The sequence below is a fragment of the Mycobacterium sp. E3298 genome (assembly GCF_001666895.1).
Classification (GTDB): Bacteria; Actinomycetota; Actinomycetes; order Mycobacteriales; family Mycobacteriaceae; genus Mycobacterium.
On record NZ_LZJB01000076.1, the window covers coordinates 46249 to 61636 of the forward strand.

12 protein-coding genes and 2 pseudogenes are annotated in these 15388 nt (G+C 70.3%); 10 read left to right on the forward strand and 4 right to left on the reverse strand.

The features are described from left to right. Positions 1-70: 70 nt before the first annotated feature. Entirely contained in the window at positions 71-1645 is a 1575-nt protein-coding gene (locus A9X05_RS03420) for a PPE family protein (RefSeq protein WP_067779185.1), read from the forward strand. A gap of 19 nt (positions 1646-1664) precedes the next feature. Here A9X05_RS03420 and A9X05_RS03425 read toward each other — a convergent pair whose 3' ends face one another. Next, positions 1665-2081, reverse strand: coding sequence for a DUF4333 domain-containing protein (locus A9X05_RS03425; protein WP_067757546.1), 417 nt, complete (start codon positions 2079-2081; stop codon positions 1665-1667). Between the two features lie 390 nt (positions 2082-2471). Here A9X05_RS03425 and A9X05_RS03430 point away from each other — a divergent pair, with 390 nt between their 5' ends. Beyond that, positions 2472-3662, forward strand: a complete 1191-nt coding sequence (locus tag A9X05_RS03430) for an FHA domain-containing protein (protein ID WP_082954754.1) — start codon at positions 2472-2474, stop codon at positions 3660-3662. On the opposite strand, the gene A9X05_RS29165 is transcribed toward A9X05_RS03430, so the two are convergent. Both A9X05_RS29165 and A9X05_RS31490 read right to left on the reverse strand, forming a co-directional pair. Continuing rightward, a complete protein-coding gene (locus A9X05_RS29165) occupies positions 3659-4096 on the reverse strand; it encodes a hypothetical protein (protein WP_082954755.1) in 438 nt (145 codons plus the stop codon). The genes A9X05_RS03430 and A9X05_RS29165 overlap by 4 nt on opposite strands. A gap of 44 nt (positions 4097-4140) precedes the next feature. Next, complete coding sequence (locus tag A9X05_RS31490) at positions 4141-4929, reverse strand: sensor domain-containing protein (protein WP_197498895.1); 789 nt, start codon at positions 4927-4929, stop codon at positions 4141-4143. A gap of 160 nt (positions 4930-5089) precedes the next feature. On the opposite strand from A9X05_RS31490, the gene A9X05_RS30330 reads away from it, so the two are divergent. From A9X05_RS30330 to A9X05_RS03460, 4 genes are all read left to right on the forward strand, one after another. Continuing rightward, positions 5090-6037, forward strand: coding sequence for a sensor domain-containing protein (locus A9X05_RS30330; RefSeq protein ID WP_197498896.1), 948 nt, complete (start codon positions 5090-5092; stop codon positions 6035-6037). Positions 6038-6189: 152 nt separating this feature from the next. After that, positions 6190-7563: a hypothetical protein gene (locus tag A9X05_RS03450; protein WP_231968748.1), complete on the forward strand. Its 1374-nt coding sequence runs from the start codon at positions 6190-6192 to the stop codon at positions 7561-7563. Then, positions 7560-8768, forward strand: a complete 1209-nt coding sequence (locus tag A9X05_RS03455) for a hypothetical protein (protein WP_067757557.1) — start codon at positions 7560-7562, stop codon at positions 8766-8768. The genes A9X05_RS03450 and A9X05_RS03455 overlap by 4 nt, the downstream gene beginning before the upstream one ends. A 7-nt stretch (positions 8769-8775) precedes the next feature. After that, positions 8776-10815 carry a serine/threonine-protein kinase gene (locus A9X05_RS03460; RefSeq protein ID WP_067757562.1) on the forward strand — a complete coding sequence of 680 codons (2040 nt, stop codon included), beginning with the start codon at positions 8776-8778 and terminating at the stop codon, positions 10813-10815. 337 nt (positions 10816-11152) lie between these two features. Here the strand turns inward: A9X05_RS03460 and A9X05_RS03465 are convergent, their stop codons facing one another. Next, a complete protein-coding gene (locus A9X05_RS03465) occupies positions 11153-11623 on the reverse strand; it encodes a DIP1984 family protein (protein ID WP_067757565.1) in 471 nt (156 codons plus the stop codon). Positions 11624-11758: 135 nt separating this feature from the next. Between A9X05_RS03465 and A9X05_RS03470 the strand changes: the two genes are divergently transcribed. The 4 genes and pseudogenes from A9X05_RS03470 to A9X05_RS03480 form a co-directional block, all read left to right on the forward strand. Next, a complete protein-coding gene (locus tag A9X05_RS03470; protein ID WP_067757574.1) occupies positions 11759-12655 on the forward strand; it encodes a class I SAM-dependent methyltransferase in 897 nt (298 codons plus the stop codon). Between the two features lie 146 nt (positions 12656-12801). Further along, positions 12802-13341: pseudogene (locus tag A9X05_RS31915) on the forward strand (PPE family protein); the annotation flags it as partial. Between the two features lie 593 nt (positions 13342-13934). Beyond that, positions 13935-14279, forward strand: a complete 345-nt coding sequence (locus A9X05_RS29175; RefSeq protein ID WP_082970855.1) for a hypothetical protein — start codon at positions 13935-13937, stop codon at positions 14277-14279. 317 nt (positions 14280-14596) lie between these two features. Beyond that, positions 14597-15388: pseudogene (locus A9X05_RS03480) on the forward strand (type VII secretion AAA-ATPase EccA); the annotation flags it as partial.

Below are 15388 nucleotides of genomic sequence, written 5' to 3' on the forward strand. Positions count from 1 at the left end.
AGTTGATAACGGAAATCATTTTCATTAAGCTCTCCTCTGCCTGGTAAGACCTCCAGCCCGAGGAGTACCCATGACGGCGCCCATCTGGATGGCCTCGCCACCGGAAGTGCACTCCGCCTCGCTCAGCAGCGGCCCCGGTCCCGCGTCGCTCCTTTCGGCGGCAGGGGCATGGTCCGAACTGAGCGCCGAATACGCCTCGGCCGCAGCACAACTCAGCGGCGTCCTGGCCGCGACGCAGGCTGCCTCGTGGGAGGGGCCCAGCGCGGAATCGTATGTGGCCGCCCATGCGCCATACCTGGCGTGGCTGACGCAAGCCGGTGCGCACAGCGCGGCGACCGCCGCCCAACACGAGACGGCCGCAGTCGCCTACACCGCGGCGCTGGCGGCCATGCCGACGCTGCCGGAACTCGCCGCCAACCACGCCGTCCACGGGGCGTTGGTGGCGACGAATTTCTTTGGCATCAATACGATCCCGATCGCGGTCAACGAGGCCGATTACGCGCGGATGTGGGTTCAAGCGGCCACCACCATGACCACCTACCAAGCGGTGTCCGCCGCGGCTGTGCAGTCCACGCCGCAAACGGACCCCGCCCCGCCGATAGTCAAATCCGATGCCTCCAGCCAAGACTCGGGCGGCGACATCCACGACCCCACGATCGACAACCCGCTCGACGACTTCATCGCCAACATCCTGAGGAACCTCGGCATCAACTGGGACCCCGCGCAGGGCACCGTCAACGGCTTGCCCTACGACGCCTATACCAACGCGGGAGACCCGCTGTTCTGGGTGGTCCGGGCGCTGGAACTGCTGGAGGATTTCCAGCAATTCGGCTATTACCTGGTGCACAATCCGGCGCTGGCGTTCCAGTACATCGTTCAACTCATGCTGTTCGACTGGCCGACGCACATCCTCGAGATCTTCACGAGCCAGCCGGAATTGCTGGCCCCCGCGGTCCTGCTCGCGGCCGCCCCCTTCGGCGCCGTCGGTGGCTTCGCCGGGTTGGCCGGCCTGGCGAGCATGGCCCCGCCCGCCGTCACGCCGGCGCCACTGCCGGCGGCCGCCCCACCGCCCAGTCCCACTCCGGCCGTCGCGGTCGCGCCGTCCACCGTCGCGCCGGCCCCGGCGCCCGCCTCCGCCCCGGCGTCCGCACCCGCTTCGACCGTGACCACCGTCGCCAGCTCCGCGCCACCCGCCCCGCCGCCACCGCACGCCGCGGGTTTCGCCCCGCCCTACGTCATCGCCCCGCCCGGCATCGGGTTCGGCTCGGGCATGGGCGCCGCGGCCAGCTCCAGCGCCAAAAGGAAAGCGCCGGAACCGGATAGCGCCACCGCCGCCGCGGCCGCCGCGGCACGCGGACAGGCCAGGGCGCGACGGCGCAAGCGGGCGACGCGGCGCGACTACGGCGACGAGTTCGCCGACATGAACGTCGGCGTCGATCCGGATTGGGGCGCCCCGGCCGGCGAGCCTTCGGCGCTCGCATCGGAGAACGGCGCGGGAAGGCTGGGGTTCGCGGGCACCGGCCGCCGCGAGGCGACCGCTGCGGCAACGGGACTGGCCACTCTGGGCGGTGACGAGTTCGGCGGCGGCCCAAAGATTCCCATGCTGCCGGGGAGCTGGGACGCCGACGGCAGCGAGACGCGGTAGTGCACGTCGCGGCGGCGCTTTAGACCTTGGTGCCCTTCGGGGCGCTGACTTCATAGCTGCCCGAGTCGTCGGTGAAGGTGACCACGAACTGGTGTTTGAGGTGATCGATGGTCACCTGGCAGGTGAAGGTGCCGCCCTTGGTGACGGTCGGGTTCTGCCCGTCGTTGCAGGTGACGTCGCTGACGTCCCGGGCGCCGTAACCCGCCGGGTCGGACAGGACGTGTGCGACGCCGGACTGGACGGCGGCGACATCGAGCTGCCTGGTGACGAAGAATCCCGGCACCCAGAAACCCGCGATGGCCGCGATCGCGGCGGCCACGGCGGCCGCCGCTCCCAGATAGAGCGGCAGGTGCCCGCGGCGGGGTGTCCCGCCGGCCGCACGGAAGGTGGCCGGCGCCCAGGCGTTCGCACCGATGGGCGGCGGCGGGTAAGGCACGGGCTGCGGCCTCCACGCGACGGGCCGGCGCAGCGGTTCGGTGCGCGGCTCGTAACAGCGTCCCGGTGCAACCGGTTGGGGGTTTTGCCGTGGCGCCAGGGGCGGGTGTGGCTGCATCGAGGGGCCCTCTCTTCCGTGCCTCGCGGCGGATCGGCCCGCCACTGCTTCAACTTTAACCGAAGCGGTAGTCGCGCGCAACGCTTTTAAACGGTGCGCCATGGCGTGGTCGAGCGCAGTGACGGCGTCGGGCGCAGTGCCGCTTTGAACTGCGCAGACGTGCCGGGGCTGCGACGCGGTACGGCGTGCAGGCGGGCCAGGGCTCGGCGACACCGCCGCCGCATGGTGGATTTCCCGGGACCGGTGCACGCGGGTCGGATGTAGCATGCAGCAGTGGTGCACCGAGTCCTACCGCAGCAGTGGGGCGCCTACTCGACCGAGGAGCGATCAGTGACATTCGACCAACCGACGACCGCGCTCACCGTGCGGGTCGGCCAGGCGACGCGCACCCTGGCGCCCGCGGCCGGCGTCGCCGTCATCGGGCGCGACGCCGGGACCACGGTAGCGGTGGACGACGAGCGGATCTCGCGGTCACACGTTCGGCTCGAGCCGCACCGCGACGGCTGGCAGGCCTTCGACACCAGCACCAACGGGATGTTCGTCGACGGGATACGTCGCAGCTCGGTACTGATCACCGGGCCCATCACGATCTGTCTCGGCGCCCCCGACGGGGTCCCGGTGACCCTGACCCCGCAGCACCAATCGGACGCGCCACCAGAGGAATCGACCCAAATCATGCGCCCGTTCGAGGCCGAGGACGAGCAGTGGTGGGACAACGAAAGCGACCCCGGCGTCGTGCGCGCGGGCAACGCGGTCGCAGAGCGGCGTCAGCAGCTGGGGATTTCCCAGCGCAGCCTGGACCGCGACGGAATCATCAACGCGGGCGCCCTGATCAATTTCGAGAAGGGTCGCAGCTGGCCGCGCCGCGCCACGCTGGAGAAGCTCGAGCGGGTGCTGGACTGGCCCACCGGCCACATCACCCGAATCCGCCGCGGCGCGACTGCGCCGCCGACCGGTGGTCCCATCAGGACCGGCGGGCCGGTCGCGGGTGCCCTCGAGGAGGCCACCGAGTCGTTCACCGACTCCGTCCAGGCGCCGCTGATGGCCGAGACGGTCGAACTGGCCATGCACACCCTGCACACCGCCATCTCCGAGTTGCCCGAGCCCACCGATCCCGACTTCACCCCCAAGGCCACGAAGACCCTGGCCGACCTGCGCAGACTGGAGCGGCTGGCATCGAGCGCCGCGCGCAACGCCAAGGGCAGCCCGTCGGTCATCCTGGCGTTGAGCGGCGTGCGGCGCAGTTACAACGACTTGATGATGCGCGCGGCGCGTTCACCGGGGGCCACCCTCGGCCAGCGGCTCTACGGCGCCCGCCACCGCGCGGAGTTGAACCTCGAGGAGGCGGCCAACGGCGCCGGCCTGCCGGTGTCCGTCCTCGAAGACGCCGAGGCGGAGCGCTCCATCGCGCCGGAGGCCGCACGGGCCATCGAGAACCTCATCGCCCAGCTGACGATCAGTTAACGCGGCGGTCCGGCGATCCAGGGCGGTGTGGCGGGCGCGGTGTACGCCCGCGCGGCGGCCTGGCGCCGCAAATGCTTTCGCGCATTGTGGTTTTCGAGTAGGGCCACCCAATTCCAGACCAGCACGGAGGCCAAACTCCACCACCCGGCCAGCAGGTTGTGGAGCAGGGCGTTGTCCAGTGCGGCCTCGCATTGGGCGAGCGTCCCGGTGACCGTGTAGGCCTGGTTGAACATCAGAATGACGGCGCCGGTGTGTTTCCTGACCCGCACGGCGAAGAGCGGTTCCGCGCCCCTTGGCGGCGGCGGATAGCCGGGCGGCGGGGCGTGATGCGCCGACGGGTAGGGATGCGCCGGCGGGTGGGGATGCGCGGGCGGGTATTGATGCGGCTGGGGGTAGCCGTAAGCGTGCCGGTGGCCTCGGTGCGGCGCGGACATGATTCCTCCGTAGTGGGTAAGGGTTCGGGTGGGCGACGGGCGAGTCACGCTTGCGAGATCACGGCCGTGGTTTTCGAGACGATGTCGGTCGCTTGGGTGGTGGTGTCGAACCCGCACCACAGGGTGTCGACGATGACGTTGTTGACCAGCCCGATGGCCCGCTGGCAGGTGGGCCCGCGGCCGCTGGGTTGGGTTTGAAGGATGGCCAACGTGGAGTCGCTGGCCTGCAGCTCGCCGAGCTCCCAAACGGTGGGGGCGTGCCCGGGGGCCGTGACGATGATGGAGCGGTTGGCGCAGCCGGACCAGCGCGCTTTGGATTGGCCGAAGAATTGCCGGGCCGAATCGGCGTCACGGAAACCGATCAGGACTTGCATGAGCGCGTGCTCGCGCACGGCGGGTGTGGCGTCGTCGAGTATCTGCCCCTGCACCGCCGTCCAGTTGCTGCCTTTGTACGCGGTGGCTTCGGCGGGCGAGTAGGTATCGACGCAGGCGGGGTTGGACAGCATCTCCTCGTCGTGCCACATCCGCGAGACCGGCTTACGCACCGTCATGCCGGTGGTGTGCGCGATCGTGTTCACGTCGTCCTCCTTGAGCAGCAGGTCGGCGAGGTGCTGGGGCAGGATCGCCGGCGGTTGCCAGCGGCCCAGGTCCGCGGCGGCCGCCGGGCGCCCGCTGGTGGTCGCGGTGCACCCCGTCAGCAGCAGGGCCAGGCCGACGGTGGCAACCAGCGCCCAGCGCACGGCGGGTGCCAGGTGCGGTCCGCGCCTCGCGGTGCCCGACCCGGGTGCGCCGCTCGACGGTTTGGCGTGGTGTTGCAGCGATGCAGCGCTCATGGGGTCCTCCTGCCAGGTCGTCCGGTCATGGTGGAACGCTAGCAATAAAAACGGAGCGGTGCAACGTTTCAAAACATTGCGCACCGCAGAACGCTGTGTTTCAATTCGGAGCAATGCGGCGGAGGCGCCGCACACGACAACCCGTTCCGAAGGACCGCACATGCCCAACCACCCGCACCCGCCGATGACCCACCCGACACCGCCGAACCCGGAGCAGGTCACCGCGGTCTTGCCGCGCCGGCCATTCGCGATGGCGGGCCCTCCGCCGAGACCGCCCCTGCTGCCGGGGGCGCCCGCCTGGGGACCCTCGCCCGGATACCCGCCGGCGTTCGTCCCCGCGCCTTCGCGGCGCTGGCCCACCTGGGCGCAGATCGCGGTGGGGGCCGCGGTCGTGGTCACCCTGGGGGCCGCGGGCCTGGCGATCAACGTCGCAGCCAGCCCCGACGACACGGCGAGCTCGACGGTCCTGCCGGCGCCGAAGACTTCCGCGGCGCCGGTCAGCCCGGGCCCGGCACCGGAGGCGCCCACGGTGCCGTTGTCGGCGCTGCCCGGCCTGTTGCTGGACGTCGCGATGATCAACAGCATCGAGGGCGCCACCGATATCGCGCCCGCACCCGACTCGGGCAACGACCACACCGCCTACAGCGGCCTGACGACCGACCGGCCCGAATGCGGTGAGATCCAGGCGCCCGCACTCGAGTCGGAACTCGACGGCAGCGGCTGGATCGGTGTTCGGACCCAGTCGCTGCAGGACCGCGACGGCGCCCGGCACCTCAACCACAGCGCCGCGATCTACTTCGGCACCGCGAAAGCGGCCAACGACTTTGCCGCCAAGCAGGCGCAGGCGTGGCCGAGATGCAACGGCGCCAGCCTGCACCTGACCACCCGCCGGGAGCCGACCAGCGTCTGGACAGCGGGCACCGCCACCAACCGTGACGGAATGCTGAGCATCACCAACACCCAGGAGGGCGCCGGAGGCTGGCAGTGCCAGCGAGCCCTGGCGGCGCGCAACAACATCGTCATCGACGTGCGCAGCTGCGGCGAGAACCGCACCGATCAAGCGATCACGATCGCCACGCGGATGGCCGAGCGCGTCACCACCGGCTGACCGCCGAACTCATCGCGAAGGAGGGATGATGATCAGCCCTGGCAAAATCGGCGAACGAATCTGATGCGCTGGTGGTAGCGACTACCATTCTGCTGGTCTGGTCGGGATCGCCGCGGGTGGCCTGCAGTGGGCGCCGAAACGAGGGGACAGGGATGGGGGATCGGCACGCGCCGCGTAACCGCTCCCCGCGGATCGGCCAGCTGCACCGCACTGCCGCCCGGGCCGACGCAGGGGCCGAATGGTGCCGAATCCGCGAGGACCAGAAACGGATTCGCGCCCGGCTGCGATCGCCGGCGTTGCTGATCGTCACGCTCGCCGCGGTGACCGCACTGGGCGTCGGCTGCTCGACCGTGGTCACCGGCAACGCCGTCAAGTCGGGCGGCCCCGCGCCACCGGCGGCCAACGTGGCGCTGCTCGATCCCGGCAACTATCCGCGCCGACCGCGCCCGCCGCTGGGCACCGTTGCCGACGACGCGGCCGGGCGCCGGACCGAAGCCCAGCGGATGGCGGACATGGTGGCAGGCCCGTGGCAGGTCGACGGGACGTTGATCAGCCCGCTGAGCGCCGAAATCGCCCCCACCACAGCACTTCCCGAGGCGGGACGGCTCTCGGCGCTGGTGCGCGGTGACTCGATCGCCGCGATCGCCGCGGCGCATCACTTCGTGGCAGGCTTCGTCAGTGGGCGCGTCACCCCGCCACCGCCACGCGGCCAGCCCCCGACCGACAAACCCAAGATCCTCGACAACGGTGTCTTCCGATTCCCCGGCGCACAGGACGCCAGCGACGCCGCCGCTGCCATGGCCGCCGCCGACCTGGCCACCATCCGGCCGGGCAACATCCCCGCCACCCGGCTGCCGATCCCGCGCTACCCCGACACGGTGGCGAACGTGGCGCCGTTGTCGGGCGGCTTCGAAGCCGAAGCGTTCACCGCGCACGGCCCCTACGTGTTCTTCCAGTTCGCCGGCTCCAAAGAGAGCGCCGGCGCGGCCGCCGACCTGATCGCCAAAACCCTTGACCTGCAAGGCCCGATGGCCGACCACTTCCAGGCCACCCCGGTGGACCAGCTGGCCGCCCTGCCCGCCGACCCGACCGGACTGCTGGCCCGCACCGTGCCCGCCACCGACCCCGGCGCCAACCAGGCCACGGTCTATCCACCGCACGGCGCGCTGCATTTCCGGCCCGACCCCGTGGCCACCGAGGCGATGTTCGCCGACGCCGGCATCGGTCACGTCGCCGCCGACCGCACCACCGTCTACGAGGCCGTCGACACCACCGGCGCCCAGCGGGCCGCCGACGGGCTCGCCCGCATCGACGTTCCCTTCCTGGGCTACCGCTCCGCCCCCGGCGTCAACGGGCTGCCCTCGGCGCGCTGCTTCGACCGCGGGCCCGATACTTCCGAGTTGGGCTCGGTGCGCTTCCTGTGCCTCGGCACCGCCGACCGCTACGCGTTCAAAGTCACTGCCGCCCAAGAGGTAGAGGCGCACCAGATCGTCGCGGCCCAATACCTGATGCTGACGGCGCCATGACGAGCCTTACCCGCCCGTTGGCCCTCGCCGTCGCGGTCGCGGCGCTGACGGTCGCGTGCAGTTCGACCGTCGCGGGAACCGCCGTCAGGGCCCCGGGGACGGACGGTTCCGACGGCGTCGACCTCGCCCTGCTCGACGCCGGGAACTTCCCCACCACCCCGCGCGACCCCCTGGGCACGGCCGGCGACGCGCTGCGGGGCGGCTGGGCCGAAGGACGCCGCCTGGCCGGCGCCGTCGTCGGTCCCTGGGAGGTCGACCGTGACCTGACGGCTTACGCCCAAATCGATTCCGGCGTGGTCAAAGACACCGACGGGGTGAACGCGCTGCTGGGCATCCCGATGGGCGACGCGCTGCGGGGCCATAACCTGGTGGCCGGGTTTTCCAGCTCACGGCATACCGACAAGGGCCCCTACAAGGGTCTGCTCAACATTGTGTTGGAGCTGGCCAGCCCCGCCGACGCGATCGCCGCGGCCGCCGACATGGCCGCCAAGGGCACCACCCTGACGATGCCATTTGACAGTAAACCGCTTCCCACACAGCCCTTTTCGATTCCACGTTATCCGGGGACGGCCGCACTGACTTTCCGCTGGACCGCACAGTACCCCGCCCCGGGCGGCCCACGCTTCTCGGTGACCGCCCTGAGCGCCCACGGCCAATACCTCCTCGCCCAAACGGCGACGTCGGACGACACGGCCGACGTCGCAGCGCAATTCATCGCCACCACCCTGGATCTGCAGCAGCCCCTAATCGATGCCTTCAAGCCCACTCCGCCGGATCGGATGGCTCAGCTGCCGTTGGATCCCGACGGGTTGATGGCGCGCACCGTGCCGCCCCGACAGGAGAACGAGTCGATCAACGACGGCATCTATGACGCGCACGGAGCGTTACACCTGGAGGCCGATGACCCGGTGCACCTACAGGCATTGTTCAAGTCCGCCAACGTACAAGAGGTTGCCTACGTGCTGGAAACGAGGGTCTATCAGACCCCGGACGCCGGGGCGGCGGCGCGCATCGTCGCCGACATGTCCGGCCCACACCAAGTCGGCGGGATAAGCGGGATGCCCAAGGCGAGATGCTTCAATGAGGCGTTGGGCTACTGGTGCGTGGCGCGCGCGGATCGCTACGCCTACGAGATGCAGAACGAGCAGGAGAACGCGCTGCACCAGATGATGGCCGCCCAATACCGCTTGCTCACCGGGAAATGAGCGCCTGATGCCTCTCGCCGTCGGAACGGTCATCGCCGGGTACCGTATCGAAGGTGTGCTCGGTTCCGGGGGGATGGGCACGGTGTACCTGGCCCGCCACCCGACACTGCCCCGCAGCGACGCGTTGAAGATCCTGTCCGCCGAGCTTTCCGTGGACCACCAGTTCAGGGTCCGCTTCACCCGCGAGGCCGACCTGGCCGCCACCTTAAACCATCCGAACATCGTGCGCGTGTACAACCGCGGCGAAACCGACGACGGGCACCTGTGGATCGCCATGGAGTACGTCGAGGGAACCGCGGCCAACGACCTGGACCGCGCCAACCTCACCCCGGCCCGCATCGTGCGCATCGTCACCGACGTCGCCGCCGCACTCGACTACGCGCACTCCCGGCGGGTGCTGCACCGCGACATCAAACCCGGAAACTTCCTGGTAGCAGCGCCGGGCAGCGACCACGAACGAGTCTTGTTGGCCGACTTCGGGATTGCGCGCGCCCTCGACGACGCCACCACGCTGACCGCCACGGGCTCGATGGTCGGCACCGCCGCCTATGCCGCCCCGGAGACGATCGAGGGCCGGGCGGCCGACCCCCGCAGCGACATCTACTCGTTGGGGTGCGCCCTGTTCAGGCTGCTGACCAGCCGCACCCCCTACGAGGACAACTCGTTGTCGGCGATGTTGGCCGGACACCTGATGCGGCCCGTTCCGCACCCCACCGACGTCAACCCCGCCCTGCCCCGCGAGATCGACGACGTGATCGCCCGGGCGCTGGCCAAGGACCCCGCCGAGCGCTTCCAGACCGCCGGCGCACTGGCGGCTGCCACCGCCGCAGCGTTGACCGGCACCCCGGCGACGCGTCCCGGCCCCACCGGGCCACCGGCAAGCAACGCGATCAATCCAACCAGCAACGCGACCAATCCAACGGTGACGTATCCGCCAACCGTGCCCCCCGGGCTGGCATCGGCGCCCGGGTGGCCCGCGTACGACCCCCGCGGGGCGGCCGGGCCCCCGCACCACGCCGCGCCCCAACAGTTCGCGGGCATGCCCCCGTCGTTAGGCGGGCCCCACATCTCACCGAAAGCCAAGCGGCGCAAACGGACTCGTCTCGTCGTGGCCGCGATCGTTCTTGTCGCGGCGCTGGCCGCCGCCACCGTCGTGGGCATCCATCTGTTCGGCGGCAGCGGCGGTGGCCTGGGCCCCTATGAACCGCAAACGCTCGCAACCAAATTCGGCACCGTCAAGATCCAACACCGCCCGATGGCCGTCGCCGCGCTGGGGCCCGGCGATCCCGATGCCGTCCTGTCGCTGGGCGCTCAGCCCGTCCTGATGAACGCGGCCAACGCCACCGTTCCGAATTGGCTGCAACCACTGGTGCACTCATCCCCGCCGGTCTTCGCCGCAGCCGACACCGCGGCGATCGCCGCCGCCAAGCCCGACCTGATCATCGACACCGGTGACATCGACCAACCCACCTATAACGCGCTGTCGGCCATCGCGCCCACTCTCGCCCAGCCCGCCGACAACACCGGAGACTGGACCTGGCAGGCGCAGCTGAATTGGATCGCCACCGCCCTCGGCCGCACGGGCACGGCCAAAACCCTTATCGACAAGGCGCAATCCGAACAGAACACCATCCGCTCCGAGCACGGTGCCTTTTCCGGGAAGTCCATCGTGGTGGTCAACTACACCGGCACCGCCACGACGGCCGCCGTGACCCCCTCTCCGCCGAGCGGCTACCTGGAGAGCATCGGCTTCACCTACAACGCCTATTACAAGCGCAGCCCCGGCGGTCCGGCGCAAGTCCCGTTCGACATCAACGACACTGACTACCTCTCCCAGCGCAGCGACGTCATGTTGCTGCTGCGCACCGACCCGGCTGCCGGCGGCGGGGGATACGCCGGCCTGCCCGCCAGATACAGCAGTTTCGGTGGCACCCTGGTCATCATCGACGACCCCGCCACCATCGTCGCCCTCAACTCCGGCGGCCCGGCCGCCACCACTTATCTCAACAGCGCGCTGGTCACCAAGCTCGCCAACCAGATCCACTGACGATGCCGCTCAACGAGCCGCATCGATGGTTCAAGACCGTTGCCGTCGCTGCGGCGATCGCCTCGCTCCTCGTCACGTCGCAACCGCAGGCAGAGAGGACCGGCCGCCGCCGAACCGCTCGGTGTATGCCCCGTGCCCACCCTCGTCGTCACGGATCCGCACGCGGTGATGTGCTGTGCGCTGTGCCCCGTCACCTGTGCGCGATGCGGGGCTGCGATGTGAGGAGGGAGTCGAACCCCCTGCACTGCCCTTCGTGCGCCAGGAGAGACCGGACTTGGCCCGCCGGCCAGGGCTCGTGCGCGCCTCCGCGACGCCTACCTGCTATACCCCGGCTCCCTTACTCCAACAGGTCTACCTCCCAGTTCGATCGCTGGATCCGCACGTCGAGCTCGCGAAGCTCGCGGGCCACCTGATCAGCCTGGGCGCGCACATCGGCAACGGTCAAGGCGGACAACATCTTTAGCTCGGACCGCAGTTGACGAGAGTAGCCCTGCTGGGAGCTCCCGGCAGCAGCGTCCGCTGCGCTTTTGAGGACATGGTGACGCCAGCGCAGAGCGTCGCGGCGCGCCAACGCGTCGGTCAGCGTGCCGTCCGCGCCGATCGTCGTCGCCGCGTTCGTGCGATTGATCCGCCGGATCAAGACCTCGTACTCGCCCAGCACGCCCTCGACCTCGGCGAGCAACGCCGCCGCGTCTTCGGCGGGTTCTTCGCCCTCCTGATAGCGGGCACTGCTCACGATGCGTGTGCGCAACTGTTCGATACGCCGCAGCGCATCGGCCCGCAATGACAACGCCTCGGCCAACTTCACAATGTTCCCCCTCCGGTGGGCGGCGCAACCGCCTAACCAGGATAGGTCCGAGAAAGGCTGCTCAGCTGCCTCCGCCGACCCCGCGGCCGGCCACTGACCGGCCGCCGGTCGCCGACCGCCGGTACTGTCGAATTCGTGCGTAGTGAAGGCGATACCTGGGACATCACAACAAGTGTCGGTTCGACGGCCTTATTCGTGGCGACCGCCCGAGCGCTCGAGGCGCAGAAGCCGGACCCGCTGGCCGTCGACCCTTATGCGGAGCTGTTCTGCCGCGCCGTGGGCGGGTGGGCGGCCGACGTGCTCGACGGCAAGCTCCCCGACCACCAGCTGAAGACTCCGGACTGGGGCGCGCATTTCGTCGACTTCCAGGGCGCCCGCACCAAATACTTCGACGAGTACTTCCGCCGCGCCGCCGGCGCGGGCGTGCGCCAGGTGGTCATCCTGGCGGCCGGACTGGACTCGCGCGCCTACCGGCTGGACTGGCCCGCCGGGACGGCGATCTTCGAGCTGGACCAACCGCAGGTCCTCGACTTCAAGCGTGAGGTGCTCTCCGGGCACGGCGCCCAACCCAAGGCCGAGCGGCGCGAGATCGCGGTGGACCTGCGCGACGACTGGCCGCAGGCCCTGCGCGACAGCGGCTTTGATCCCGCCAGGCCGTCGGCGTGGATAGCCGAAGGCTTGCTCATCTACCTCCCGGCCGCCGCGGAGGAGCAGCTGTTCACCGGCATCGACAACCTGGCCGCCGCCGGCAGCCACGTCGCGGTCGAGGACGGCGCGCCGCTCGACCAGGACGACTTCGAGGCCAAACGCGAGGCGGAACGCGCCGACGGTGCCGAGCGTCCGTTCTATCAGTTGGTCTACAACGAGCGGATCGCACCGGCCACGGAGTGGTTCGGTGACCGGGGCTGGACCGCCGTCGGCACCCCGCTTGCCGAGTTCCTGGCCCAGAACGGCAGGCCGGTGCCCGGGCCCGACACGGATGCCGGGTCGATGGTCTCGCGTAACACGCTGGTGAGCGCCGTCAAGGGCTGACCCGACCCCCGGGCTTTTCATGTGTTCTCGATGAGTTGATCCCGCGCGGGAACTTTCGCGTGCCCGCCCCCGACTAATACCGGGCTGATCGGTGTGCCGCCCAACAGCCCGGGCGGCACGGTCTCAGCCCGGCGAGGAGTCGCGGGATGACCGCACCGGTGTGGATGGCGCTGCCCCCGGAGGTCCATTCGGCCCAGCTGAGCAGTGGCCCCGGCCCGGCCGGCCTACTGGCCGCCGCGGCCGCGTGGAGTTCACTGAGCACCACGTACGCCTCGACGGCGGACGAGCTCTCCGCGACCCTGGCCGCCGCGCAGGCCGGCGCCTGGGAGGGACCCACCGCCGAGCAGTACGCGGCCGCCCACGCGCCCTACCTCGCCTGGTTGATGGGGGCCAGCGCCATCAGTGCGGCGACCGCCGCCCGCCACGAGACCGCGGCGACGGCCTACACCGTGGCGCTGGCCGCGATGCCGACGCTGCCCGAGTTGGCGGCCAACCACACCGTTCACGGCGTGTTGGTGGCGACGAACTTCTTCGGCATCAACACCATCCCGATCGCGGTCAACGAGGCCGACTACGCGCGGATGTGGGTCCAGGCGGCCACCACGATGTCCACCTACCAGGCGGTCTCCACCGCCGCGGTGGCTTCGGCGCCGCAAACGGGGCCCGCGCCACAAATCGTGCAGGCCGCCGACAGCGGCCAAGACAGTGACGACGACGGAATCATCGACAACGACGGCGGCAACCCGTACCAGCTCAGCTGGTGGATCAACCGATTCACGGAGGTTTTCCAGACCATAGCCAGAGATTTGGCGGAGTTTCGCACGGACCCGGCCGACGCCTTAGAGGATCTGCTACAAGACATTTTCGGGCCCGCCGGACTCATCGCTGACGAGTTCACCCACGTGGGCGAGGCCCTTCAGGCGTTCCCACAGCTCGCCGCCGTGCCGTTCATCGTGCCGGGTGGATTTGCGGGGGCATAGCCGGCTTGAGTCTGATGGCCGGAATCCAGCCTGCCCCAGTTCCCGTCGCTGCGCCGGCTCCGATGGCGCCGGCACCCGATGCGCCAGTCGTCAGCCGCGCTCCGGTTGTAGCGAGCGCTGCCCCGGCCACGGCGCCGGCACCGTCTTCGCCCCCGACCTCGGCCCCGGCACCCGCGCCGGCCTCGGCGCCGGCACCCGCGGCCCCACCGTCGCCACCCCCCGCCGGCGTCGAAGGCGCCGCGTTCCCATACCTGGTCGGCGGGCCGACCGCGGGTTTCGGTTCGGGAACCAGTGCCGGCGTGCCGCGCAAGGCGCCGGAGCCCGATTCCGCGGCGGCCACGGCGGCGGCCGCGGCATCGGCTCGGGAGCAGCGGCGGGCGCGTCGCCGCCGGCAGGCGGGCCTGCAAGATCGCTACCGCGGCTACGAGTTCATGGATCTGGACCCCGATGGCGAGCCCGAGGATCCGGCGGCGCCGGCCAGCTCCTCGCTCGCATCGGATCGGGGCGCCGGAGCCCTGGGTTTCGCCGGAACCGCGAGCAAGGGTTCCGCCCGGGCGGCGACCGGGCTGGCGACGCTCACCGGCGATGACTTCGGCGGTGGGCCCGTGCTGCCCCTGCTGCCCGGCTCCTGGGAGGGGGACTAGCGGCGCGCACGCCGCGGGCCGGAACTTTTCGGGCGTGCCGGACGACTATTGGCTGCGTTCTCGGATTGCTAATGAAAATGATTTTCGATAAGCTCGGGCCGCTCGGCGGGGCCGGTGGTGGCCCGCCGATCCGTCGGAGCCGGGGGAACGGACCGAAAATGCGGACGGGAGTACGCCTGAACTCCCTCATTCGCGGTGATGAGCTGGGAGTGATGTGGTGAGTCGGACGGGCCCTCGCGCCTCGACACTTAGCTTATGCAATGCTAACTTCAGGCGGGTTAGGTTAGGGGAGGCTACACAAATGGAGAGACGTGGCCGTGGAACTCGGTGACACCGGCGTGCTCGCCGCTCAGCCCGTCAATTCACGTGCGGATGCCAGGGTTGATGGCGACGTCGTCAGCCGGTTCGCCACGTGCTGCCGCGCGCTCGGCATCTCGGTCTACCAGCGCCAGCGCCCGGCCGACCTGACCGCCGCCCGCTCCGGCTTCACCGCGCTGACCCGGGTCGCCCACGACCAGTGCGACGCCTGGACGGGCCTCGCGGCCGCCGGCGATGTGTCCCTGCGGGTGCTGGAGGCGGTGTCGCGCACCGCGAGCACGGCCGGGGTGTTGCAGCGGAAGGTGGATCTGGCGCCGGGCGAACTGGGCTTCCGCTATGACACCGGGCTGTACCTGCAGTTCCGCGCCGCCACCCCAGACGATTTCCACCTCGCCCACGCGGCGGGCCTGGCGTCGACCGGGGATGCGGCGCGGCTCGCCGAAGCCGACCAGATCGTCACCGGCCTGACCGCGCGCCGCCCGAGCTGGCGCGAGGCCCGCTGGGTCGCCGTCGTCCTCAACTACCGCGCCGAGCGCTGGTCGGACGTCGTCAAGTTGCTGACGCCGGTCGTGAACGACGCCGGGCTCGACGAGGCGTTCGCGCACGCGGCCAGGATCGCCCTGGGGACCGCGCTGGCGCGGCTGGGCATGTTCGCCCCGGCGCTGTCGTACCTGGAGGAGCCCGACGGTCCGGTCGCGGTCGCGGCGGTCGACGGGGCGCTGGCCAAGGCGCTGGTGTTGCGGGCGCACGTCGACGAGGAGTCGGCGAGCGAAGTGCTCCAGGATCTGTAC